Raw genomic sequence first — 22280 nt, forward strand, 5'->3', positions numbered from 1 at the left:
CGGCGGACGAGCCAGCTTCAGCGCCACCATCAACAACACACCAGGAGGCAACGGATGATTGCCGCTGAACTACTCGCACCAACAAGCCTTCTGCTGGGCTGGATGCTTTACGGGGCCGTTCTTTTATGGGCGTGCCTACGAGCACCCTGGGTCGAGCTGTTCAGCGATATACGGCGACAGCATTTGTTGTTCGGCGCAGTGCTCTCGATCTTTCTGCTCTGGCTGGTTCGTCGGGATTTCGACTCAGGGCTGTCCTTTCATTTCATCGGTCTGACGGCCGTGACGCTTTTGCTGGACTGGCCGCTGGCGATGCTAGCGGCGTTCGCTGCCCAGTTGGGGCTGACCCTTACTGGCCATCAGCAGCTGGCCGCCCTAGGGTTGAATGGCGTACTGCTGGTGCTGATCCCCGTCACCGTGACGGAGATCTGCGCCATCGCGGTCGAGCGAACCCAACCGCGCAACCTCTTCGTCTATATCTTCTTTTCCGGATTCTTCGCTGCAGGCCTCGCAGCCCTGTGCTGCATATTGGCGGGACTCGGAATTCTATTGATCGATGGCCGCTACCCGATGCCACCCTGGCTGGAAGATTTCGCCGGCTATATCTGGCTGGTAATGTTTCCAGAAGCCTTCATCAACGGCACCGTCGTCAGCGCTCTGGTGGTTTTCTATCCCGACTGGATGGAAACCTTTAATCGCAGCCGATACCTGCAAGCGCCCTGGAAGGATGATGGCAACAAGCAGGCATGACCCTCAATCAGCACAGCTTCAGCGCTTTGATGCGCCCAACTCTCCCGCTCAATGAGAGCGAGACGGGATGTCATCAGAAAAAAGATCATCTTCAAGCTCGTTGCCCGGGATTGCATGCTCTTCAGATGCCCAGGCTCCAAGATCGATGAGCTTGCAACGCCCCGAGCAGAACGGACGGTTAGGACTTTTCACGCTCCATTCAACTGGCGCACCACAGGCGGGGCATTCGACGACCGTACTGCTCATTCCTGACCTCCTCGTAGCGTCAGATAAAAGTTATGTAAGCGCTCTACTTCCTGCTTCAGCCAATTCAGGTCTCGGTCATTGACCAACACATCATCGGCGTGACGCAAGCGATCCTCACGACTGGCCTGAGCGTTCAGAATGGCGCGAATCTGCGTTTCGCTGGATTGATCACGCCGAACGGCTCGCTCCAACTGCAACACTTCAGGCACATCGACCACAAGCACTCGATCAACCTGACGATACTGGCCGGACTCTACCAGCAGGGGCGAAACCATGATCGCGTAGGCTGATTCAGCGCGAGCGAGGTGGTCAACAGTTTCCTTCCGGATCAGCGGGTGAAGAAGCTCCTCCAGCCACTTGCGCTGCGCGGGCTCCTGAAAGACCAGCTCACGCATGACCGCCCTGTCCAAGCTGCCATCCGGCGCGAGAACGGTTGTCCCAAATCGCTCAGCGATGGCCGCGAGTGCCGGCTTGCCTGGCTCGACAACCCAACGCGCAACATGATCGACATCGACCCAATGCACCCCTTGCTTGCCGAACTCCTCGACCACAGCGCTCTTGCCGCTGCCGATACCGCCAGTCAAACCAAGCACCCAAGGCTTCATCAACAACCGTCCACGCCATTAAACGACGCGCAGTAGTAACGCTTGATCAGCGAGGATGCAAGGGTGCTGTCGACACACGGATACGAAGAATCAAACCGGTAAGAGCGCCAAGCTCACGAGGATCAGGTTCGGTATTCGATTTGAAAGATTGGCGAGCGCGCCCAGCTATTCAAGCTTAGGCACTCATTTGCCGGTGATTATCCGCAAACCAATCGGAGCTTGGAAAATTTGGCTACTAAATGCCTAACGCTCAATGTAGGACTCTGACAATGAACAGCGACCTTCACAGGTAGAAACCCAGTTGATGATCAAAGCCTTGCGAACTGAAGGTAGCTTGACGTGATCTGGTCACCCCACAACAGGGCGATCCAGCCGGCAATAGCCAAGTATGGGCCAAAGGGGATAGCCGTCCCACTCTCAGCCTTCTGCACGCGCAGCATGATCGTCCCAAGCACTGCACCTACGACAGACGAAAGCAGAATGGTCAGTGGCAGAACCTGCCAGCCGCCCCAGGCACCGAGCATCGCCAATAGCTTGAAATCCCCGTAGCCCATGCCCTCTTTACCGGTGATGAGCTTGAACAACCAGTACACGGACCACAGGCTGAGATACCCAGCAACCGCCCCCCACACTGCGTCCGGCAACGAGGCGAATACCCCGAAGACATTGACGATCAACCCCAGCCAAAGTAGCGGCAGCACGATCGAGTCGGGCAGCAATTGATGATCGATATCGATCATGCTCATCGCCAAAAGTCCCCAGGTCAGCAGCAACATCGCGCCGGCCTGCCAGGAGAACCCAAAGTGCCAGGCCACATAGGCGGACAAGAGGCCACAGAGCAGCTCAATCAATGGATAACGGCGACTGATCGACACCCGACAAGACGAGCACTTACCGCGCAGCGCCAGCCAGCTGACCAAGGGAATATTTTCCCAAGGACGGATCTCATGATCGCAATGCGGGCAGTGAGAGTTGGGAAGCACCAGATTGAAGGTGGAAGCCGGCTCGGCAGACAGGTCGAGAAACTCGCGCGCCTGAGCACGCCAGTCCCGCTGCATCATGATCGGCAGGCGATGGATGACCACGTTGAGAAAACTGCCCACCAGCAAACCCAGCACCAGTGCACATAAAACAAAGGCCAGCGTGCTGCTGGCCAGAACGTCGAGAATCATTGCTTTATCCGACCACACTGCCGAGCTGGAAAATGGGCAGGTACATGGCCACGATCAGGCCACCCACGAGCGTACCCAAAACCACCATGATCATCGGCTCCATCAAGGTCGTGAGGTTATCCACCATATTGTCGACTTCGTCTTCGTAGAACCCGGCGACCTTGTCCAGCATCTCATCCAACGAACCGGATTCTTCGCCGATAGCCGTCATCTGAATCGCCATGGAGGGGAACACACCGGTGGTGCGCATGGAGAAGTTCAGTTGCACGCCGGAGGAAACGTCATTGCGTATCTTGGCGACGGCGTTACGGAAGACCACATTGCCAGTAGCCCCGGCGACTGAGTCCAACGCATCTACTAGCGGCACCCCTGCAGCGAAGGTCGTCGACAACGTTCGCGCATAGCGAGCCACCACCGCTTTGTACAAAATATCCCCAACGATCGGGGTCTTCAGCAGACCGCGATCAAGCGCATCGCGGAACTTCTGTGAACGCTTGTAGAAATGTTTGAACGTGAAGGCGAACAGGAACAACCCGATCCCCACTAGATACCACCACTCCTGCAGCCATCGGGACAGCCCGACCACCATCATGGTGAACGCGGGCAATTCGGCACCAAAACCTTGGAACACACTTTCGAATTGCGGCACCACTTTTATCAGAAGAACGGCGGACACGATGATCGCAACAATGATGACCGCGATCGGATAAGTCATTGCCTTCTTGATCTTTGCCTTGAGCTGCTCAGTTTTCTCTTTATAGGTCGCAACTCGGTCCAGCAGCGTCTCAAGCGCACCCGATTGCTCACCGGACTCCACCAGGTTGCAGTAGAGATCATCGAAATACTGTGGCTTCTTGCGCAGGGAGCCAGCGAAGCTGTTACCCGCCGCCACCTCCTGTTTAACCTCGTCCACCAACTTGCGCATGTTGGGGTTGTCGAAGCCCTCGCCAATAATATCGAACGACTGCAACAGCGGCACGCCCGCCTTCATCATGGTCGCCATCTGCCGAGTGAACAGCGCGATGTCCATGGGTTTGATCTTTTTACCAGCACCGAACAGCGAGACGGCTTTCTTGCGCACCTTGAGCGGATTGATACCCTGCTTGCGGAGTTGCGCCTTGATCAGCGCCGGACTTTGGCCGGATAGCTCACCCTTGATCTTGCTGCCCTTGCGGTCAGTCCCTTCCCAGGTGAACACACTGGTTTTCAACGCTTTTTCCGCCATGGTTAATCCTTGGTCACGCGGTTGACTTCTTCCAGGCTGGTAATGCCATTCATGGCTTTGACCAGACCGGAAATGCGCAAATCATTGAAACCATCTTTGCGCGCCTGAATGGCGATATCGATGGAGTTACCTTCCTCCATGATAAGCCGCTGCAGGGCAGGCGTGATTTTAACCACTTCATAAATACCGACACGGCCCTTGTAGCCGCCGTTGCAATTATCACAACCCACCGGCCCGTAGAGCTGGAACGTGCCAATCCGGTCTTCCGGGATGCCTTCCTTCAAAAGCGCCTCGCGTGGCACCTCCACTTCTTTTTTGCAGCTAGAGCAAAGCTTACGAGCGAGCCGCTGAGCGATGATCAGGTTGACTGATGTGGCAATGTTAAAGGCCGGTACCCCCATGTTACGCAGACGGGTGAGCGTCTCCGCAGCACTGTTGGTGTGAAGGGTCGACATAACCATATGGCCGGTTTGGGCGGCCTTGACCGCGATCTCCGCAGTCTCCAGGTCACGAATCTCGCCCACCATGATGATGTCCGGATCCTGGCGCAGGAAGGCGCGCAGCGCCTGGGCGAAATCCATGCCCTGCCGAGGATTAACGTTTACCTGATTGATACCTTCGAGGTTGATTTCCACCGGATCTTCAGCGGTTGAGATGTTCACGTCCACTGTATTTAGAATGTTAAGCCCGGTGTACAGGGAAACGGTCTTACCCGAGCCCGTCGGGCCCGTGACCAGAATCATGCCTTGCGGCTGCTTCAGCGCGGCCATATACAGCGCTTTCTGTTCTTCCTCATAACCCAGCGCATCGATCCCCATTTTGGCGCTGGACGAATCCAGAATTCGCATCACAATCTTTTCGCCCCACAGCGTGGGTAGACTGTTGACGCGAAAATCGATGGACTTGGTCTTGGAGACCTTCATCTTGATCCGCCCGTCCTGCGGCTTGCGCCGCTCGGCAATGTCCAGCGCCGCCATCACCTTGAGGCGCGCCGAAATCCGGCTAACCAGCTGTACCGGCGGCCGCGCTACCTCATGCAGCACCCCATCGGTGCGAAAGCGGACGCGATATGATTTTTCGTAGGGCTCGAAGTGCAGATCAGATGAGCCGCGCTTGATCGCATCCAGCAGCATCTTATTGACGAAGCGAACAACCGGGGCGTCATCCGCCTCGTTGTGCTCGCCTTCTTCCTTGGGAGCAGCTCCGCCACCTACCTCGATATCCAGATCATCCAGATCGGAGTCCGACAGTCCGTCCAGCGCCGTATTGGCCGACTCGAAAAGCTTTTCGATGGCCTCACCCAGCTTGTCATCTTCAACCAGCACCGACTCGACCGACAGCCCAGTATTGAATTGAATATCACTGATGGCCTGGTGGTTGGTTGGGTCGGACACCGCCACATACAGTTTATTGCCGCGACGCTGCAGCGGCAGCACCCGGTGCTGACGGACCAGCTTTTCACTGACGAGATCTTGAGGCTGGGTTTCTTTATCCAGCGTCGTCAGATCGAAGTACGGAACACCGAACTGCTCACCCGCGACTTCTGCTACCGCCCGGCTTTTGACCAGCTTGTTCTGCACCAGCCAGGAAACCAGCGGCACCTGGTTACGCTGGGCCTGCTGCTGCGCCTGCAGCGCAATTTTTTCATCAAGCTGACCGACCAAAACCAACTGGCGAGCCAAACCACCGAGGGGAGCGTTTTCGTTCATTGAACTGCCTATAAAGGCTGGGGAAATGTGGCGCCCTTATAACGCAGTTCCAAAGACCTGCCAAACGCGCTAACGAGATGTGGCAATTTCTGTCACTTGTTGACTGGGGGCGTTACTGTCTAACCGAGCTACCCCCCAACAAACCACTAGCTCAACTGACTTACCCGCAGCACACACTGTAGGAGGCGCACCCTCGCGGCGAAACGCTGTCGAGGTCCCTTATATAAGCGAAGGCATTCGACCGAGGCCAGCGCTAAAGCGCCCACAGCTCAAGCCCAGCGGGCATCAGGCTCTAGATTCGCACTCCTGTAGGAGGCGCGCCCCGCGGCGAAAGCTCCGCCAACCAAGTTAAAGTCCGGCGCCACCACCAACCCAGTACAGAAGCCAAAGAGTGAACCACCGCACAGCTCCAACTCCTCTCAACGCCTCCCCGCCCCGCTTGGCACAGAAGCTGCTCCTATATCTACAGGTCCAACGACCTCACCAACAAGGAGCTTTTCAATGCAGTCCATCAAGAAGCAAAAAGGTTTCACTCTGATTGAATTGATGATCGTAATTGCCATTATCGGAATCTTGGCAGCTATCGCAATTCCTCAGTTCAATGAGTACCGAGCTAAGGCTAATGATACGTCTGCAGTAGCTGACGTAAAAAACGGCACAACCGCCATCATCTCGTCTTTGAACTAATCAGAAGCCTTGGAGGCGTAAAATGAAAAAGCTAACACTATTGATCGCAGGTTTGATGGCTTCTGGAATGGCGTCCGCCGTGACATTTGAGCAGTCTGGCTCGCTCAAGATGACCGATTGCGCACCGCTGCTAAATGAGAACGTGCAGATCAATCTGTCGACAGGCGTCGTAGCGGGTGCGTCTTGCAATACTGCTGGCATCGCCTTGGCAGGCTGCCATACTTCCGGCCGCACAACTGCACGTGAAGTTGAAGTATTGGTGGCGTCGTCAGATCCAACTGCACCGACCGGAACCATGGTTTCGCAGAACCCGAAAGTCTATAAGACCGCTAAGGGCCCTGCCGTTGCCACCGGATCGACATTCCAGGGGACGGTCGTTTCGCTTTACCCAGAAGCAGCAGCATGTACAACCGCTGTCGCCGAAGCTGCTGCGACCACGCGGTTAGCTGATTGATTGCAATAGTACGGTGGAGAGGTCGGTAGTCCTCTCACTTAGAGATACTAGCATTGGCTAATGCGAAGCCTACCAAGCGGATAAATCCGTGCGGTTACGCATTGCCTGATAGCTACACAAAACCCCCGCCCCTTTCGGCGGGGTTTTGTTTTCACGATTACGTTCTACGCCGTCAAAGCCTACTAGTGGGGTGAACCGCTCGCGCTTTTATCCGACAAGCTCAAAAGCCTATAGAAAGTCTGGACAAGCTTTGCGACATTTACCCCCAGCTGCACGCTGATAATGCCACGCACCTTCGGCACGCATTACAATCCCAATCTCACGCTCACGTTTAATCTCTTTGGCTAGATAACCTCGCATGCGGTCTTTCCCAAACCTATCAACCGGGCTCCGCCTCGCCTTTCGCGCACGATTTGGCTGGCTGACTGGCAACGCGTTGCTAGTTCTAGCCCTCGCGGTTTTTTTGGCCGCCCAATTCAGCGGCCGCCAACCCGCGACAGTGGCAATGGATATCGGCCTATCGGTGATCCGCCTAATGTTGCCCCTGGTGCTAATATTGATGACTCAAGAGCTGTTATCACGTGAATTTGATCGGCGTTATTTTTTCAATACTTTGTCGTATCCGCACCCACGGCATCATCTGTTGTTGGGCCGTTTTATTGCCGTAGTTCTACTAACGCTCGGGCTGTTAATTTTGCTTGCTGGCGCGCTCGCGCTACTAGTTGGGTTGATAGGTCACGGCTACGCACAGAGCACCCCGGTTACGCTGGGCACCCATTACCTCGTCACGATTGCGTTCATAAGTTTGGACCTACTACAGCTGAGCGCTGTAGCCACCCTGCTCGCAGTGCTCGCCTCCACACCCAGCTTTGTACTAATCGGCACCTTAGGCTTTATGCTCGTGGCTCGTTCATTTGGCGCAATAGTTGAACTGCTGACCCGCAACACAACGGTAGTGAACGATGCCGACGGTTACCGCTCCGGCGTCGACCTACTGAGCTACCTGCTGCCCGATCTAGGCGCGCTGGATGTGCGCATGGTCACTCTCTATGGTCGGATGGAATTGCTACCCGCCGACTGGCCCTGGCTGGTGATGTCAAATCTGACTTACATAGTCGGCTTGCTGGCCTTGGCAGTTTGGGCTCTGCAACGAAAGCGTTTCGCCTGATATGCATAGACGCCGCTCGCTATCGATTGCCCTGCTTAGTTTCGCGCTGTTCGCCGGGATCGCCACCTGGCGCGCGCAGCAACCAGTGGCACTGACACCGCAATTCTTCACCGACCGAGTAGTGATTCCTGCACCATTGCTAATCGCGCTTCATGGCGGCGACCGCTTTCTAGCGGCAGACCTTGAAACTATGCGCCTGGCTGCCACTGGCATAGATGACCGCGGCGCTGATACCGATTATCTGGTCCGCGCTCAGCGCGAAGTCGCACGGCTCAACCCCTGCCACGAAGACAACTACTATTTAGCAAACGGTCTGCTGACTTGGGGCGGAGCGGTAGAAGAAGGCAATGACGTTTTGCGTGCGGCCGTCGAGTGCCGTTTCTGGGATGAAATTCCGCCCTTCTTCTATGGCATTAACCTCTCGTTCTTCCAGCACAACAACGAAGAAGCCGCGCGGGTTTTGGAGATTGGCGCAGAGCGCTCTCCGCAGAACGCCGCCGCCATGCGCAAACTAGCGGTGATGCTGCGCGCCGAGCAGTTCGCCGACGAACGCCTGGCACTCAACTACCTGATTCAACAACGTGACAGCGCAGCCGACCCAAAGCTGCGAGATATGCTCGACAAGCGCGTTGTTCGCCTTCTGGGTCTGATCGCGCTGCGCGAGGCGCAACGCCGCTATGAAGACAAACATGGTCCACTGCTAACACTTGAGCAGTTGGTCGAACAGCACCTGATCGACAACCTGCCAGCCGACCCACTGCGCCTCGGCTATGAGCTGCGTGACGGGCGCATCGAACTAAAGAAATTGAAAATCGCCGGATTGGAGGAACAACCTTGAGCGCAGCCGTTGAGTTTAAGGGTGTCAGCCATACCTACCAAGCCAAGGGCAAACAGGTCCAGGCGGTGCGGGATGTAAGCTTCAGCCTGTCCGAGGGCGAGGTGTTCGGCTTTGTCGGCCCCAACGGCGCTGGCAAGTCCACCACGATCAAGATCATGCTGGACATCATTAACGACTACCAGGGTCAGGTGACGCTTTACGGCATTGACGCCCGCCGGGCCGAAGCCCGCCAGGGCATGGCCTATGTGCCGGAAGCGCCGGCGCTGTACGACCAATTCACGCCGCTGGAAATACTGCGCATGGGCCTGTCCATGTATGGCATCAAGCGCAGCGACGCGGATGCCTGGTGTTTGCAGTGGCTGGAGCGATTCTCCGTGGACGGCACCGGTAAACGGCGGATGCGCGAACTCTCCAAGGGCAACGCACAGCGGGTCGCACTGGCTCATGCCATGGCGGTGGAGCCACGACTGCTGATCCTCGACGAGCCGCTGTCTGGCCTCGACCCGGTGGGCCGTAAGGATGTGGTCGAGATTCTCAATGAGTACAAGAAACAAGGTGGCGCGATTTTCTTCACTTCTCACGTGCTGCATGACGTGGAACGAATCGCCGACCGCTTCGGCTTTATCAACAAAGGCCAGCTGGTCACCGTCCGCTCGCCTCGCGAATTGGCCGCAGAACGCGCTGATTGTTTTATTCTGCGTTACCAGGCGGATCAGTCGCTAACGCCAGCGTGTATCGCACTTCGTCCTGGCGAGTTCGAGTGCGAGCTTGCACAAAGCGAGCTACCGGCTGCCATCGCGCAGCTGGGCAACACCGGTGGCCATCTGCTGACCGTCAAGCCTGCCGTATCGCTAGAAACCCTGTTCTTCCGCATTCTCGCCGAAGCCTCCTAGGCGTAATCGTACAGACCGCCTTTTGACGGGATGCAGCTTGTTGCGCCGACCATAGGCCGCATTCGCCGCGAGGCGCGCCTCCTACAGAAGCTTGATCATCCGCTGAGCATTTGCCAGTGGCTGGCCTTGAGGCGTCTACCGGGCTAGCATCGAGCCTTCTTTGCCAAAGCGCAGCGCAGCCCAAATCCCAGGAGGATTCATGAGCTTTACCGTTTATCTGTCCGGCGAAATTCACACCGACTGGCGCGACGAGATCAAGCGTGGCGCCGCCGCAGCCGGATTGGATGTGCTATTCACCTCAGCCGTAACCGATCACGAAGCCAGCGATGCCGCTGGTGATTGCCTAGGCGCCGAGCCCAACGCCTTCTGGCGCGACCACAAGTCATCCAAGGTCAATGCAATCCGCACCAAGACGCTGATCCAGCAAGCGGACCTCGTGGTGGTGCGTTTCGGCGATAGGTACAAGCAGTGGAACGCGGCGTTTGATGCCGGTTACTGCGCCGCGCTGGGCAAGCCTTATGTCACGCTGCATGACGACGATATTGTGCACCCGCTGAAGGAAGTCGATGCGGCTGCCATGGCATGGGCCACCACTACCGAACAGGTCGTGGAAATTCTGAAATACGTGGTGCAGTAAGACCCGTAGTGACTTGCAAGTGCCACGGATCAAATCCGTAGATCATTCTTAAGCGATCCGCCTGCCCCAACAAAAAGAAACCCCGCCACTTGGGCGGGGTTGATCATCACCCTGAACGCCCTGACTACCCAAGGCGGAATGGCTTACTTCATTGATCAGATAGCGCCACGCTTGCGCAGCAGATCGATAACCTGCTTTGCACTTTCCTCGACCGTAAGCGACTCGGTGTCGATCACCAGATCAGCATTACTCGGCACATCGTAAGGGAAGGATTCACCGGGGATGTTATCATCCGCCGCTGCGTACAAGCCCTGCGGGTCACGTTGCTGGCAGGCTTGCGGCGATGCCTGTACATAGACCGTCAGCATCCGGTCGCTGCCGATCAGCGCCTTGGCTTGTTCACGTCCTTCCGCATCTGGCGCGACGAACGCAGCCAGCGTCAGCAGGCCCGCCTCGTTGAACTGACGCGCCACATGCGCGGCGCGGCGCCAGTTCTCGGTACGGCCGGCGCGGTCTTGTGGCAGACCCTTGTTCAGATCGTGGCGCAGGTTCTGGCCATCCAGCACGTACACAGCGCGGCCCATGTCGAACAACTTTCGCTCAACCGCGTAGGCCAGCGTGCTCTTGCCTGCGCCGGACAAGCCGGTGAACAGTACAGTAGCAGGCTGTTGGCCGAAGCGGCTTGCGCGCTCCTCGGTCAGTACGTGAGCGAGAGCGCCGTGATGTCCTGATGGGCCGTGAGCGACCGGATCGGCAATGATCATTCCCGCGCCAACAGTGGCATTGGTGAGGCGGTCGATGATGATGAAGGAGCCGGTAGTGCGGTTCTGCGCGTAGCCGTCCAGTGCAATCGGCGCGTCGAGGCTGATTTTTACCCGGCCGATCTCGTTGAGCTGCAAGCTGCTCGCGGGGCCATGCTCCAGGGTGTTCACATCGACCCGATGGGTGATGCTGGCGATGGAGCCCGGCACGTAGCTCGTGGCGCGTTTGATGTCGTATTTCTTGCCCGGCAGCATCGGCTCCTCGGCCATCCACACCAGCATGGCGTCGAAACCGTCGGTGATGCGAGGCTGGTTGTCGGCGTGTACCAGCATGTCGCCGCGCGATACGTCGATCTCGTCTTCAAGCGTCAGGGTAACAGCCTCACCCGGTGTCGCCTGCTCCAGTTCGCCATCAAAGGTCACGATGGATTTTACGGTGCTGCGTTTGCCGGACGGCAGCACGACCACTTCGTCGCCCTTGCGCACGACACCGCTGGCAAGGGTGCCGGCGAAGCCGCGGAAGTTGAGGTTGGGACGGTTGACGTACTGCACGGGAAAGCGCAGGTCATCGAAGTTGCGGTCGCCCGCAATCTCGACGCTTTCAAGGATCTCCATCAACGACTGCCCTTCATACCACGGCGCGCGCTCGGATGGGTTGACTACGTTGTCGCCTTTGAGCGCCGACATCGGCACGAAATGCAGCGAGGATGGCTTGAGTTCGATGCGCTCGGCGAAGGCCAAGTAATCGGCCTTGATACGCTCGAAAACGGTCTGATCGAAGTCCATCAGGTCCATCTTGTTGATGGCCACGACGATGTGCTTGATGCCGAGCAGCGAGGTGATGAAGCTGTGGCGCTTGGTCTGAGTTTGCACGCCATAGCGCGCATCGACCAGGATGATCGCAAGGTCGCAGGTGGATGCGCCGGTCGCCATGTTGCGCGTGTACTGCTCATGGCCGGGGGTGTCGGCGATGATGAACTTGCGCTTGGCGGTTGAAAAATAGCGGTAGGCGACATCAATGGTGATGCCCTGCTCCCGCTCGGCCTGCAGGCCGTCGACCAGCAACGCCAGGTCGACGTCGTCGCCCGTCGTGCCGGATTTTTTCGAATCGCGAGTGATGGCTTCCAGATGGTCTTCGTAAATCATCTTGGAGTCATGCAGCAGGCGCCCTATCAGGGTGCTCTTGCCGTCATCGACGTTGCCGCAGGTGAGAAAGCGCAGCAGCTCTTTGCGTTCGTGCTGGGACAGGTACGCGAGGATGTCCTCGCTGATCAAATCAGACTGATGAGACATGGTGCGGAATCCTTAGAAGTAGCCCTGACGTTTCTTTTCTTCCATCGAACCAGCGCCATCGTGGTCGATGACCCGGCCCTGACGTTCGGAAGTACGCGTCAGGAGCATTTCCTGGATGATCTCCGGAAGGCTGGTGGCCGTGGACTCCACCGCGCCCGTCAGCGGGTAGCAGCCAAGGGTACGGAAGCGGACCATACGCTTCTCGATCCGGCCTTTTTCCTCGTCGGACAGGTGTTCGAGGATGCGCTCGTCGTCGATCATGATCAGCGTGCCGTTCTTCTCGATGACTTCGCGCTCGGCTGCGAAGTACAGCGGGACGATTGGAATCTGCTCCATATAGATGTACTGCCAGATATCCAGCTCGGTCCAGTTCGACAGTGGGAAGACGCGGATGGACTCACCTTTCTTCACGTTGCCGTTGTACACGTTCCAGAGTTCAGGACGCTGATTCTTAGGGTCCCAGCGGTGCTTGCTATCGCGGAACGAATAGACGCGCTCCTTCGCGCGGGACTTCTCTTCGTCACGCCGCGCGCCACCAAAGGCAGCATCGAAACCGTGCTTGTCGAGCGCCTGCTTGAGGCCTTCGGTCTTCATGATGTCGGTGTGCTTGGCGCTGCCGTGCGTGAACGGGTTGATGTTTTGCGCCACGCCGTCCGGATTGATGTGCGTGATCAAATCCAGATCCATTTCGGAGACCATCTTCTCGCGGAAGCGGTACATCTCCTGAAATTTCCAGCGCGTGTCGACATGCATCACGGGAAACGGCAGACGACCGGGAAAGAAGGCCTTGCGTGCCAGATGCAACATCACGGCCGAATCCTTGCCGATGGAATAGAGCATCACCGGGTTATCGAACTCGGCGGCCACCTCACGGATGATGTGGATGCTTTCCGCCTCCAGCTGTTTCAGATGCGTCAGTTTGTCGACCATGGCTACTCACGAATTTGCAGGTGGACGGCCGGCTCAGCCGGAAAGAGGCGCAACTTTAACACGACACAAAATTCTAATCAGGCTGCTACTTAGATCTAAATGCTCTAGCTTTATGCCAGCGCTATTGGCCCAAGACGCGAGTACTTCTGCTTCTAAACCCTGTCGCCGAAAAACCACTCAAGCGGGATTCGGGCAATCGATAAAGATATGTTCGATGGCAAAACGCTTCGCCAGGTAATCACCCAGTGCCTGAACGCCATAACGCTCCGTGGCATGGTGACCCGCGGCGAAAAAGCTCATGCCGTTCTCCCGAGCAATATGCACCGTGGGCTCGGACACCTCCCCCGTCAGATAAGCATCTACGCCCGCTGCTACGGCCTGATCGATATAGCCCTGGGCGCCGCCGGTGCACCACGCGATCCGCCTGATCAGGTCGGGCCCTTCGACCATCAACGGCTCGCGCACAAGCGAAGTACGGATTCTCTCCATGAAATCCACAGGGGACAGCGGCGTCTCCAGGGATCCGACAAGCCCGACCGAGCGCGGATTGTCCGGCTCCAACGGACCTTCTACGGTAAGCCCAAGCACCCGCGCTAGTTGGACGTTGTTGCCGACCTCTGGGTGGACATCCAGCGGCAAGTGGTAGGCGAGCAGGCTGATATCGTTGCAGAGCAATGTCTTCATCCGCCGCTGTTTGATTCCGACTACGCGTTGATCCTCGTTCTTCCAGAAGTAACCGTGGTGAACCAGCACTACATCAGCGCCTGCCTCCACCGCTGCATCCAACAGCGCCTGACTCGCAGTCACACCGCTGACAATGCGCTGCACTTTCGGTCGGCCTTCGACCTGCAGACCGTTCGGGCAATAGTCGGAAATTCTCGCAGCATTCAGAAAACGGTCGGCTTCCTCGACCAGAGTAGTCAGCGCAACGGCCATTGAAGATCCTCATGATGATAGTTGGACGCACATATCGGTTATGACGGCGTAGATCACGTCCGGGAGAGCGTGCAAAATGTTTGGCTTAAGCCGCATAGCTAACGCCGCGCAGTTTCCTCGGCGGCAAGGCTGCTTTTCGCGGCCAGCTTCGTATAATGCCGCCACCTTAAGGGGCGCATCTGCCCTCCGCAACTTGTCCGGACTCCCAATTGCGATGATCAATGCCCTGCGTTTTCTTGGCTGGCCGTTGCTGGTAGGCCTGTTGGTCGCCCTGCTGGTCATTCAGCGCTTTCCGCATCTGGTAGGCCTGGGAGCCGAACCGGCTTACACGCTGCAACAAGCGCCGGTAGTGGGCATACCGCAGCAAGGACCCTACTCATACGCCAACGCGGTCAGCAGCGCAGCGCCTGCAGTTGCCAATCTGTACACCACAAAGTTGATCGATAACTCGAGCAAGGCGCCCATGCTCAAGGACGACCCGCTGTTCCGGCGCTTCTATGGTGACAGCCTGCCGCGGCAACGCAGGATGGAGTCGAGCCTGGGATCCGCGGTGATCATGAGCCCTGAAGGGTATCTGTTGACCAACAATCATGTGACCGCGAATGCAGAGCAGATCGTCGTGGCCTTACGGGATGGACGGGAGACGCTCGCCCGGGTGATCGGTAGCGATCCGGAAACCGACCTCGCCGTACTCAAGATCGATCTGGCCGACCTCCCCGCGATTACCATCGGTCAGTCGGACGGCATCCGCATCGGCGACGTAACGCTGGCGATCGGCAACCCGTTCGGCGTGGGCCAGACAGTGACCATGGGCATCATCAGCGCGACCGGCCGCAACCAACTGGGCCTCAATACCTATGAAGACTTCATCCAGACCGACGCGGCCATCAATCGCGGCAATTCCGGCGGCGCCCTGGTCGACACGGCAGGCCACCTGATCGGCATTAACACCGCAATCATTTCCGAAACGGGCGGCTCCCAGGGCATCGGCTTTGCGATCCCGGTAAAGCTGGCCATGGACGTGATGAAATCCATCGTCGAGCATGGCCAGGTCATCCGTGGCTGGCTCGGGGTCGAGGTTCAATCGCTCACGCCGGAACTGGCGGAATCCTTCGGCCAAGCAGGCAGGCCCGGAATCGTGGTTGCTGGTGTCTATCGCGATGGTCCAGCCGAACGTGCAGGACTGTTGCCGGGTGACCTGATCCTCAGCATCGACGGCCATCAAGCAAGCGATGGGCGCAGCTCGATGAATCAGGTTGCCCGAGTACGGCCGGGCGATGAGATTGATATCGACATTCTGCGCAACGGCAAGCCGCTTACCCTTACCGCAGAAGTAGGAATGCGGCCGCTGGTTGAGAAGGCGGCGAATTAAGACAGTCTCGGCGATGGGAGCATCCGGACTCGTCGCCGACCGCTAGCAACCACGCGCCACTTCATCGAAGGGCGCGTAACCCTTCAGGTCAGCCACTCAGTGCCGCAGCCCTTATGGCGAGCGGCTATTCAGATGATTTCCTGAAGCGCATCGAGCAACGCCTGATTCTGCTCCGGCGCGCCGATGGTTATCCGCAGGAACTGACTGATCCGCGGCTGCTTGAAATGTCGAACGATGACGCCCTGCTCGCGCAGACCTGCGGCAATCGCTGCCGCGTCGTGTTGAGGATGACGGGCGAATATGAAGTTCGCCGCCGACGGCAGCACCTCGAAGCCTAGCGCTCGCATCGTGCTGGTCACCGCCTCGCGGCTGACAATCACCTGCTGAGTGCACCGCTCGAAATAAGCATGGTCTTCGAACGCGGCAGCGGCGCCCGCGATGGCGATCCGGTCGAGCGGGTAGGAGTTGAAGCTGTTCTTGATGCGCTCCAGGGCCTCGATAAGATCGGGATGCCCGACCGCCAGGCCCACACGCAGCCCCGCCAAAGAGCGCGACTTGGATAACGTCTGTGTAACCAGCAGGTTCGTATAGCGATCAACCAAAGCAATCGCCGACGTGCCGCCAAAGTCGATATAGGCCTCGTCTACCAGCACAACCGAGTCAGGATTCGCCTGCAACAGACGCTCAATCGCATCCAGCGATAGCAGGCAGCCGGTCGGGGCATTGGGGTTCGGAAATATGATCCCGCCATTTGGTCGGCAGTAATCGGCGACATCGATCTGGAACTGCTCGTCCAGCGCAACGGCTTCATGACCGATGCCATACAGTCCACAATAAACCGGATAGAAGCTGTAACTCACATCAGGGAAGAGCAACGGCTTGTCGTGCTGAAACAGGCCGTGGAACGCATGGGCCAGGACCTCGTCCGAACCGTTGCCCACGAAGACCTGAGCCGGTTGCACGCCGTAATAGTCGGCAACCGCGCGCTTCAGGCGCTCACCGTTCGGGTCCGGGTACAACCGCAGATTGTCGTTAAGCTCAGCCTGCATCGCGGCTAGCGCCAGCGGCGACGGGCCATAGGGGTTTTCATTTGTATTGAGCTTGACCAGATTGGCCAGCTTAGGTTGCTCACCCGGCACGTAAGGCACCAGATCCTTGACGAAGGGGCTCCAGAATTTGCTCATCTGCCCTTGTCTCCTCAACTATGTTCGATTAACCGACAGGTGGAGCGCGCTAGCGTCTCAACGGCGTTACGGCTTGATTCGATATTCGGCGCTACGTGCGTGAGCGGTCAACGACTCACCACGAGCCAGCACCGAAGCGATCTTTCCTAGTTCGGATGCACCTTCGGCCGAACAGTTGATGATCGACGAGCGCTTCTGAAAGTCATAAACCCCCAGCGGCGACGAGAACCGCGCGGTGCCCGATGTTGGTAACACGTGATTGGGGCCGGCGCAGTAGTCGCCCAAGGCCTCCGCCGTATAACGCCCCATGAAGATGGCGCCGGCATGGCGAATCTGTGGCAGCCACTGATCGGGATCAGCGACCGACAGCTCAAGGTGCTCAGGCGCGATGCGGTTCGCGACATCGATAGCCTGCTGCATATCAGCCACCTGGATCAGTGCGCCACGCCCCTGGATCGAGGCTCGTGCGATCTCGCTGCGCTCCAGGGTTGGCAGCAGGCGAGCGATGCTCTCGGCGACGAGATCAAGAAAGGCAGCATCCGCGCTGACCAGAATCGATTGCGCATCTTCGTCATGTTCGGCCTGTGAGAACAGATCCATCGCGATCCAATCAGGATCGGTCTGGCCATCGCACACCACCAGAATCTCCGAGGGCCCGGCAATCATGTCGATACCGACCTTGCCAAACACATGGCGCTTCGCAGTTGCGACATAGATGTTGCCCGGACCTACGATCTTGTCTACGGGCGGTACGCTTTCAGTTCCATAGGCCAATGCAGCAACGGCTTGAGCGCCACCGATGGTGAACACCCGGTCCACGCCGGCAATGCAGGCCGCCGCCAGTACCAGTTCGTTAACCTCACCCCGCGGGGTTGGCACTACCATGACGACTTCCGGAACACCGGCTACCTTGGCTGGAATAGCGTTCATCAGCACAGATGAGGGGTAGGACGCTTTTCCGCCCGGTACGTACAAACCTGCGCGATCAAGCGGCGTGACCTTTTGGCCCAACACCGTGCCGTCGGATTCGGTGTAACTCCAGGAGTCCTGTTTTTGCTTTTCGTGATAAATGCGAACGCGCTCCGCCGCAGCTTCGAGCGCTTTGCGCTGGTCCTGGCTGATGCGCGTCAGCGCGAGTTCGAGACGTTCGCGCGGCAGGATCAGATCGGCCATCGAAGCGACTTCGAGGCCGTCGAAACGCTGGGTCAGCTCAACCAGCGCCGCATCGCCGCGCTCGCGGACAGCCTTGATGATCTCCAAGACGCGCTGATTGACGCCGTCATCGGACACGCTTTCCCAGCTCAGCAGATGATCCAGATGTCGAGCAAAGTCCGGATCAGCGGCATTGAGTCGGCGAATGTCGATGGGAGCAGTCATAGCGGGCCTCATGGGAGATACGGACAGGCTGATTTCAAGCGCGCTAGATTAACAAGCCAGCCGTGCGAGCACCTGAGAATTTAGCTATGACACGGATTAGCGGCCGGATACGCAACGCGAATCGGCAGAAATCAGGCTTGCTGCGAAATGGCGCTTTGCAGCGCATCGATCAGTGCCTGGATACGGGCATGCTGCATTTTCATGGAGGCCTTATTGACCACCAGCCTCGAACTGATCATGGCGATCAGCTCCTGCGGTTCAAGCCCGTTGGCGCGCAGTGTGTTGCCTGTGTCAACGACATCTATGATCGTGTCCGCCAGCCCCACCAATGGTGCGAGCTCCATCGAGCCATAGAGCTTAATGATGTCGACCTGACGGCCTTGCTCGGCGTAATAGCGCTTGGCAACGTTGACGAACTTGGTGGCAACCCGAAGCCGCCCCTTGGGCAACACGGCGCCGACCTTCCCGGCCGTCATCAACTTGCAGTTGGCGATCTTCAGATCAAGCGGTTCGTACAGGCCCTGCCCACCGTACTCCATCAGTACGTCCTTGCCTGCCACTCCCAGATCAGCAGCGCCATGCTCGACATAGGTCGGCACGTCGGTTGCGCGTACGATCAACAGACGCACGTCGTCTTGTGTGGTGGGGATGATTAGCTTGCGGCTTTTTTCAGGATTTTCGGTAGGAACGATACCGGCAGCCGCCAGCAGCGGCAGGGTGTCGTCAAGAATGCGGCCTTTGGAAAGGGCGATGGTGAGCATGGACGATGATTCCTTGAAGCCTGTTGATGGCGGCCCTGCACAGGCGTGGGCGAACGAGCGCTGGTATCGGCAAGCCGCCAGCTTTCGAGCTGGCGGCTGCATCGTCAGCCGTTACCTAGCCTGGTACGCGGCGGATCTTGGCGCCCAGCAACTGCAGCTTTTCCTCGATGCACTCGTAACCACGGTCGATGTGGTAGATGCGATCGATCAGGGTGTCGCCCTCGGCAACGAGTCCTGCGATGACCAGGCTGGCGGATGCACGAAGATCTGTCGCCATGACCGGCGCACCTTTGAGCTTCGGAACACCGGTCACGATCGCGGTGTTGCCTTCGACGAGGATTTGCGAGCCCATGCGGTTCATTTCATAGACGTGCATGAAGCGGTTCTCGAACACGGTCTCGATGACGGTGCCGGTCCCTTCAGCTATCGCGTTCATGGCGATGAACTGGGCCTGCATGTCGGTTGGGAAGGCAGGATAAGGCGCCGTGCGGACATTCACTGCTTTCGGACGATTGCCTTTCATGTCCAGCTCGATCCAGTTGCTGCCAGTATCGATATGGGCACCGGCTTCCTCAAGCTTGTGCAGGACCGCCTCCAGCAAGGTAGCGTCGGTGTCCTTGAGTTTGACACGGCCGCCAGTTGCAGCCGCAGCAACCAGGTACGTGCCCGTCTCGATACGGTCAGGCATGACGCTGTAGCGCCCGCCACCCAGACGCTTCACACCATCGATGATGATGGTGTCGGTACCGGCGCCAGTGATCTGCGCGCCCATGGCATTGAGGAAGTTGGCCAAGTCCACCACTTCCGGCTCACGTGCCGCGTTTTCCAAGACGCTACGGCCGTTGGCTAGCGCTGCTGCCATCATGATGTTTTCGGTACCGGTCACGCTGACGATATCGAAGAAGAAATGCGCACCGCGCAGACCGCCCGCAGGGGCCTTGGCCTTGATGTAACCACCCTCGACGTCGATCTGCGCACCCATGGCCTCTAGGCCGCGAATGTGCAAATCCACTGGGCGCGAGCCGATGGCACATCCGCCCGGCAGCGCCACTTCGGCCTCTCCGAAGCGCGCGACCATAGGGCCGAGCACCAGGATCGAGGCACGCATGGTCTTTACCAGCTCATAGGGTGCTACCAGCGTCTGGATGCTGCTGGCGTCGACTTCCACGCTGAGCTTTTCATCGATGACAGGCTGCACACCCATGCGACCGAACAGCTCGATCATGGTGGTAATGTCATGAAGGTGCGGCAGGTTGCAGACGGTGACTGGTGTATCGGCAAGCAGCGTGGCCGCCAGAATAGGCAGGGCCGAGTTTTTGGCACCGGAGATGCGGATCTCGCCGTTGAGGCGGGCACCGCCGGTAATCATCAATTTATCCATGGGTATTCCCGTAACTCGCAGGCTCGAAGCGCTGGCGATGAGGAGCCGATACACGATGCATTGATCGCATTTCGGCTAAGAGATGCCTGTCGCCTGTGACGATCAGGTGCGTGCAAGCCAATCGGCACGACTGAAGAACTTCATCGTGACAGCGTGAATGCTGCCATCAGCAATCCATGGATTGAGATGAGCATATATCTGCTGCTGGCGTTTGACCGGGCTCAAGCCGGCCAGCTCATCGCTGATCACGTTCAGCTGGAAGTTGCAGCCCTCGCCTTCGACTTCCACCTGGGCTTCTGAAAGCTTCTGCTCCAGAAAATTCTTAACTTCTACGGCCTGCATGTTCAACCTCGATCAGCGCCGGACGCGCGCGGCCGGCCATCATACAAAAAAGCCCGAAGACTGCGAACCCTGAAGCCACATGGGGTGACGAAGCACTCACTCGAGCGCTTCCGCCTCGCTGTCTGACGAACGTGGAGGGCGGCCAGCAGGACCTGCCGCTGCAGCCGGAAACTTCGATGACGCAAAACGTACAACCAGAATAGCGATGGCCAACAACAGAATTGCACCGGAGATATAGACCACGCCCATGTCAGGGCGATGATGATGCGACACATCCGAGATAAGAAGGCGGGTCAGGGCGGTAATGGCCACGTAGATGAGGAAACGCACCGGCATATGGTTGGTCTTGAAATAGATTCCAACCATGGCGCCAAGCTCGAGGTATATGAACAGCAGCAGGATGTCATCAACACTGATGCTGCCCTTCTCGACCATTCCCAGAAACGCTACCAGCCCCGCCCATGCGGTTACCGCACCGATGGCGAAGAGCGCAAGGTAATGGAAGGTCTCGACCAAGAGGTTGCCAAGCGACTCGGCGATGGCATGCACCTTACCGCGAGTGGCCTCTGCCCAGCGCAGCATCAAGCAGCTCCCTGTGCTTCGTCAGCGATGGGAAGGACATCCAGAAGGCCAGATACCCGGGCTATCTCCCGCATATCCCCTGGCAGTCCAAAGATGGAAACCTCGCGACCCGAACCCGCTGCATCGCGGGCGTATGACAAGAGTAGCGATAACCCGACGCTGCTGGATTTTTCTACCGCCGAACAATCAATCAACAAAGACTGCCCTCTATCAGCAAGGATCAGCGCCTGCCCGGCCCGACGAAGCGCCGGGCCGGATTGATAGTCGAGCACCCCCGACAGCAATATCTCACCGCCAACGCCCCGCTCAACCCGGCCTTCACTCATCGCCCGCCGCCTGCTGGCCAGCCTCAGTGTCCTTGGCGCGTGCAACGACCTCAGCCCATCCATCAATGGTCTTGTCCAGATCATTGCCGTTCTTCTGCATGGCGTCTGCAAACTGGTCACGGAACAGTTTGCCAATGTTGATTCCGTTGATGATCACGTTACGCACCAGCCAATCCCCACCGTGATTGACCATCGTGTACGACACAGGGTAAATCTCGCCCTGACGCCCAGTGACTTCCATGCCGACGCTGGTGCGCTCTTGATCCTGCTTGCCGCTCGCGGGCAATACACGAATCTGTTGATTGTTGTACTCCAGCAAAGCGTTTCCATAGAACTGCATCAGGCTGCGCTTGAAGTTCTCCTGGAAGCGGGTCATCTGTTCCGGGCTGGCGTTGCGCGAGTACTTCACGGTCATGATGCTGCGCGAGATACCCTCGGCGTCGACAACCGGGCCGAGAATTCCGTTGAGCGACTCGTAGAACGCATTTGGATCCTGACGATACTGATCCTTGTTGGCCTTGAGATCAGCCAGCAGCTCATCGGTGGATTTCTGGATCACTTCGTGAGCACTTGGGGCCGCGAGGGCAAGCATGGGCAGGGTCGCCAACAAAACCAGTAAGCCGCGACGCAGGGCAGTCATCATGTAAGTACACC

At 57.9% G+C, this 22280-nt stretch carries 24 protein-coding genes; 8 read left to right on the forward strand and 16 right to left on the reverse strand.

The features are described from left to right. Positions 1–54 precede the first annotated feature (54 nt). The gene (locus tag NA619_RS15220) at positions 55–747 is read left to right on the forward strand and encodes an energy-coupling factor ABC transporter permease (RefSeq protein ID WP_255962686.1); all 693 of its coding nucleotides are present in this window, start codon (positions 55–57) and stop codon (positions 745–747) included. Between the two features lie 48 nt (positions 748–795). Here NA619_RS15220 and yacG read toward each other — a convergent pair whose 3' ends face one another. From yacG to pilB, 5 genes are all read right to left on the reverse strand, one after another. Beyond that, positions 796–993, reverse strand: coding sequence for a DNA gyrase inhibitor YacG (gene yacG / locus NA619_RS15225; protein WP_255962687.1), 198 nt, complete (start codon positions 991–993; stop codon positions 796–798). Next, positions 990–1598, reverse strand: a complete 609-nt coding sequence (coaE, locus tag NA619_RS15230; RefSeq protein WP_255962688.1) for a dephospho-CoA kinase — start codon at positions 1596–1598, stop codon at positions 990–992. The genes yacG and coaE overlap by 4 nt, the downstream gene beginning before the upstream one ends. A 308-nt stretch (positions 1599–1906) precedes the next feature. Beyond that, positions 1907–2770 (reverse strand): prepilin peptidase, encoded by an 864-nt coding sequence (locus NA619_RS15235; protein ID WP_255962689.1) that lies wholly within the window; start codon positions 2768–2770, stop codon positions 1907–1909. Between the two features lie 4 nt (positions 2771–2774). Beyond that, positions 2775–3995, reverse strand: coding sequence for a type II secretion system F family protein (locus NA619_RS15240; protein ID WP_255962690.1), 1221 nt, complete (start codon positions 3993–3995; stop codon positions 2775–2777). A 2-nt stretch (positions 3996–3997) separates the two neighbouring features. Beyond that, positions 3998–5704, reverse strand: a complete 1707-nt coding sequence (pilB, locus tag NA619_RS15245; protein WP_255962691.1) for a type IV-A pilus assembly ATPase PilB — start codon at positions 5702–5704, stop codon at positions 3998–4000. A gap of 501 nt (positions 5705–6205) precedes the next feature. Here pilB and NA619_RS25065 point away from each other — a divergent pair. The 6 genes from NA619_RS25065 (at position 6206) to NA619_RS15275 (ending at position 10381) form a co-directional block, all read left to right on the forward strand. After that, positions 6206–6391, forward strand: coding sequence for a prepilin-type N-terminal cleavage/methylation domain-containing protein (locus tag NA619_RS25065; protein WP_272891786.1), 186 nt, complete (start codon positions 6206–6208; stop codon positions 6389–6391). Positions 6392–6413: 22 nt separating this feature from the next. Further along, positions 6414–6845 (forward strand): hypothetical protein, encoded by a 432-nt coding sequence (locus NA619_RS15255; protein WP_255962692.1) that lies wholly within the window; start codon positions 6414–6416, stop codon positions 6843–6845. A 358-nt stretch (positions 6846–7203) separates the two neighbouring features. After that, positions 7204–8013, forward strand: coding sequence for an ABC transporter permease (locus NA619_RS15260; protein ID WP_255962693.1), 810 nt, complete (start codon positions 7204–7206; stop codon positions 8011–8013). 1 nt (position 8014) lies between these two features. Continuing rightward, positions 8015–8851: a hypothetical protein gene (locus NA619_RS15265; RefSeq protein WP_255962694.1), complete on the forward strand. Its 837-nt coding sequence runs from the start codon at positions 8015–8017 to the stop codon at positions 8849–8851. Then, complete coding sequence (locus NA619_RS15270; RefSeq protein WP_255962695.1) at positions 8848–9744, forward strand: ABC transporter ATP-binding protein; 897 nt, start codon at positions 8848–8850, stop codon at positions 9742–9744. The genes NA619_RS15265 and NA619_RS15270 overlap by 4 nt, the downstream gene beginning before the upstream one ends. A gap of 199 nt (positions 9745–9943) precedes the next feature. Continuing rightward, entirely contained in the window at positions 9944–10381 is a 438-nt protein-coding gene (locus NA619_RS15275) for a YtoQ family protein (protein ID WP_255962696.1), read from the forward strand. Between the two features lie 155 nt (positions 10382–10536). On the opposite strand, the gene cysN is transcribed toward NA619_RS15275, so the two are convergent. The 3 genes from cysN to NA619_RS15290 form a co-directional block, all read right to left on the reverse strand. Further along, a complete protein-coding gene (cysN, locus tag NA619_RS15280) occupies positions 10537–12435 on the reverse strand; it encodes a sulfate adenylyltransferase subunit CysN (RefSeq protein ID WP_255962697.1) in 1899 nt (632 codons plus the stop codon). A gap of 12 nt (positions 12436–12447) precedes the next feature. Next, on the reverse strand, positions 12448–13365 hold the full coding sequence (gene cysD, locus NA619_RS15285; RefSeq protein WP_255962698.1) for a sulfate adenylyltransferase subunit CysD: 918 nt from the start codon (positions 13363–13365) through the stop codon (positions 12448–12450). 177 nt (positions 13366–13542) lie between these two features. Next, positions 13543–14301, reverse strand: a complete 759-nt coding sequence (locus NA619_RS15290; RefSeq protein WP_255962699.1) for a Nif3-like dinuclear metal center hexameric protein — start codon at positions 14299–14301, stop codon at positions 13543–13545. A gap of 214 nt (positions 14302–14515) precedes the next feature. Between NA619_RS15290 and algW the strand changes: the two genes are divergently transcribed. Further along, positions 14516–15673, forward strand: a complete 1158-nt coding sequence (gene algW, locus NA619_RS15295; protein ID WP_255962700.1) for a Do family serine endopeptidase AlgW — start codon at positions 14516–14518, stop codon at positions 15671–15673. A gap of 128 nt (positions 15674–15801) precedes the next feature. On the opposite strand, the gene hisC is transcribed toward algW, so the two are convergent. The 8 genes from hisC to NA619_RS15335 all read right to left on the reverse strand — a co-directional run bounded on the left by hisC (position 15802) and on the right by NA619_RS15335 (position 22269). Beyond that, entirely contained in the window at positions 15802–16857 is a 1056-nt protein-coding gene (gene hisC / locus NA619_RS15300; RefSeq protein ID WP_255962701.1) for a histidinol-phosphate transaminase, read from the reverse strand. A gap of 66 nt (positions 16858–16923) precedes the next feature. Next, complete coding sequence (gene hisD / locus NA619_RS15305; protein ID WP_255962702.1) at positions 16924–18234, reverse strand: histidinol dehydrogenase; 1311 nt, start codon at positions 18232–18234, stop codon at positions 16924–16926. 131 nt (positions 18235–18365) lie between these two features. Further along, complete coding sequence (hisG, locus tag NA619_RS15310) at positions 18366–18995, reverse strand: ATP phosphoribosyltransferase (protein WP_255962703.1); 630 nt, start codon at positions 18993–18995, stop codon at positions 18366–18368. Positions 18996–19110: 115 nt separating this feature from the next. After that, on the reverse strand, positions 19111–20376 hold the full coding sequence (murA, locus tag NA619_RS15315; protein WP_255962704.1) for a UDP-N-acetylglucosamine 1-carboxyvinyltransferase: 1266 nt from the start codon (positions 20374–20376) through the stop codon (positions 19111–19113). Between the two features lie 102 nt (positions 20377–20478). After that, positions 20479–20718, reverse strand: coding sequence for a BolA family protein (locus NA619_RS15320; RefSeq protein WP_255962705.1), 240 nt, complete (start codon positions 20716–20718; stop codon positions 20479–20481). Between the two features lie 96 nt (positions 20719–20814). Beyond that, on the reverse strand, positions 20815–21303 hold the full coding sequence (locus tag NA619_RS15325; RefSeq protein ID WP_255962706.1) for a phosphate-starvation-inducible protein PsiE: 489 nt from the start codon (positions 21301–21303) through the stop codon (positions 20815–20817). Further along, positions 21300–21626, reverse strand: a complete 327-nt coding sequence (locus NA619_RS15330; protein WP_255962707.1) for an STAS domain-containing protein — start codon at positions 21624–21626, stop codon at positions 21300–21302. The genes NA619_RS15325 and NA619_RS15330 overlap by 4 nt, the downstream gene beginning before the upstream one ends. Beyond that, positions 21619–22269, reverse strand: coding sequence for an MlaC/ttg2D family ABC transporter substrate-binding protein (locus NA619_RS15335; RefSeq protein ID WP_255962708.1), 651 nt, complete (start codon positions 22267–22269; stop codon positions 21619–21621). Before NA619_RS15335 ends, NA619_RS15330 begins: the two co-directional genes overlap by 8 nt. Between the last annotated feature and the right edge of the window lie 11 nt (positions 22270–22280).

It is taken from the genome of Stutzerimonas stutzeri, from assembly GCF_024448895.1.
GTDB classification, from domain to species: Bacteria; Pseudomonadota; Gammaproteobacteria; order Pseudomonadales; family Pseudomonadaceae; genus Stutzerimonas; species Stutzerimonas stutzeri_Q.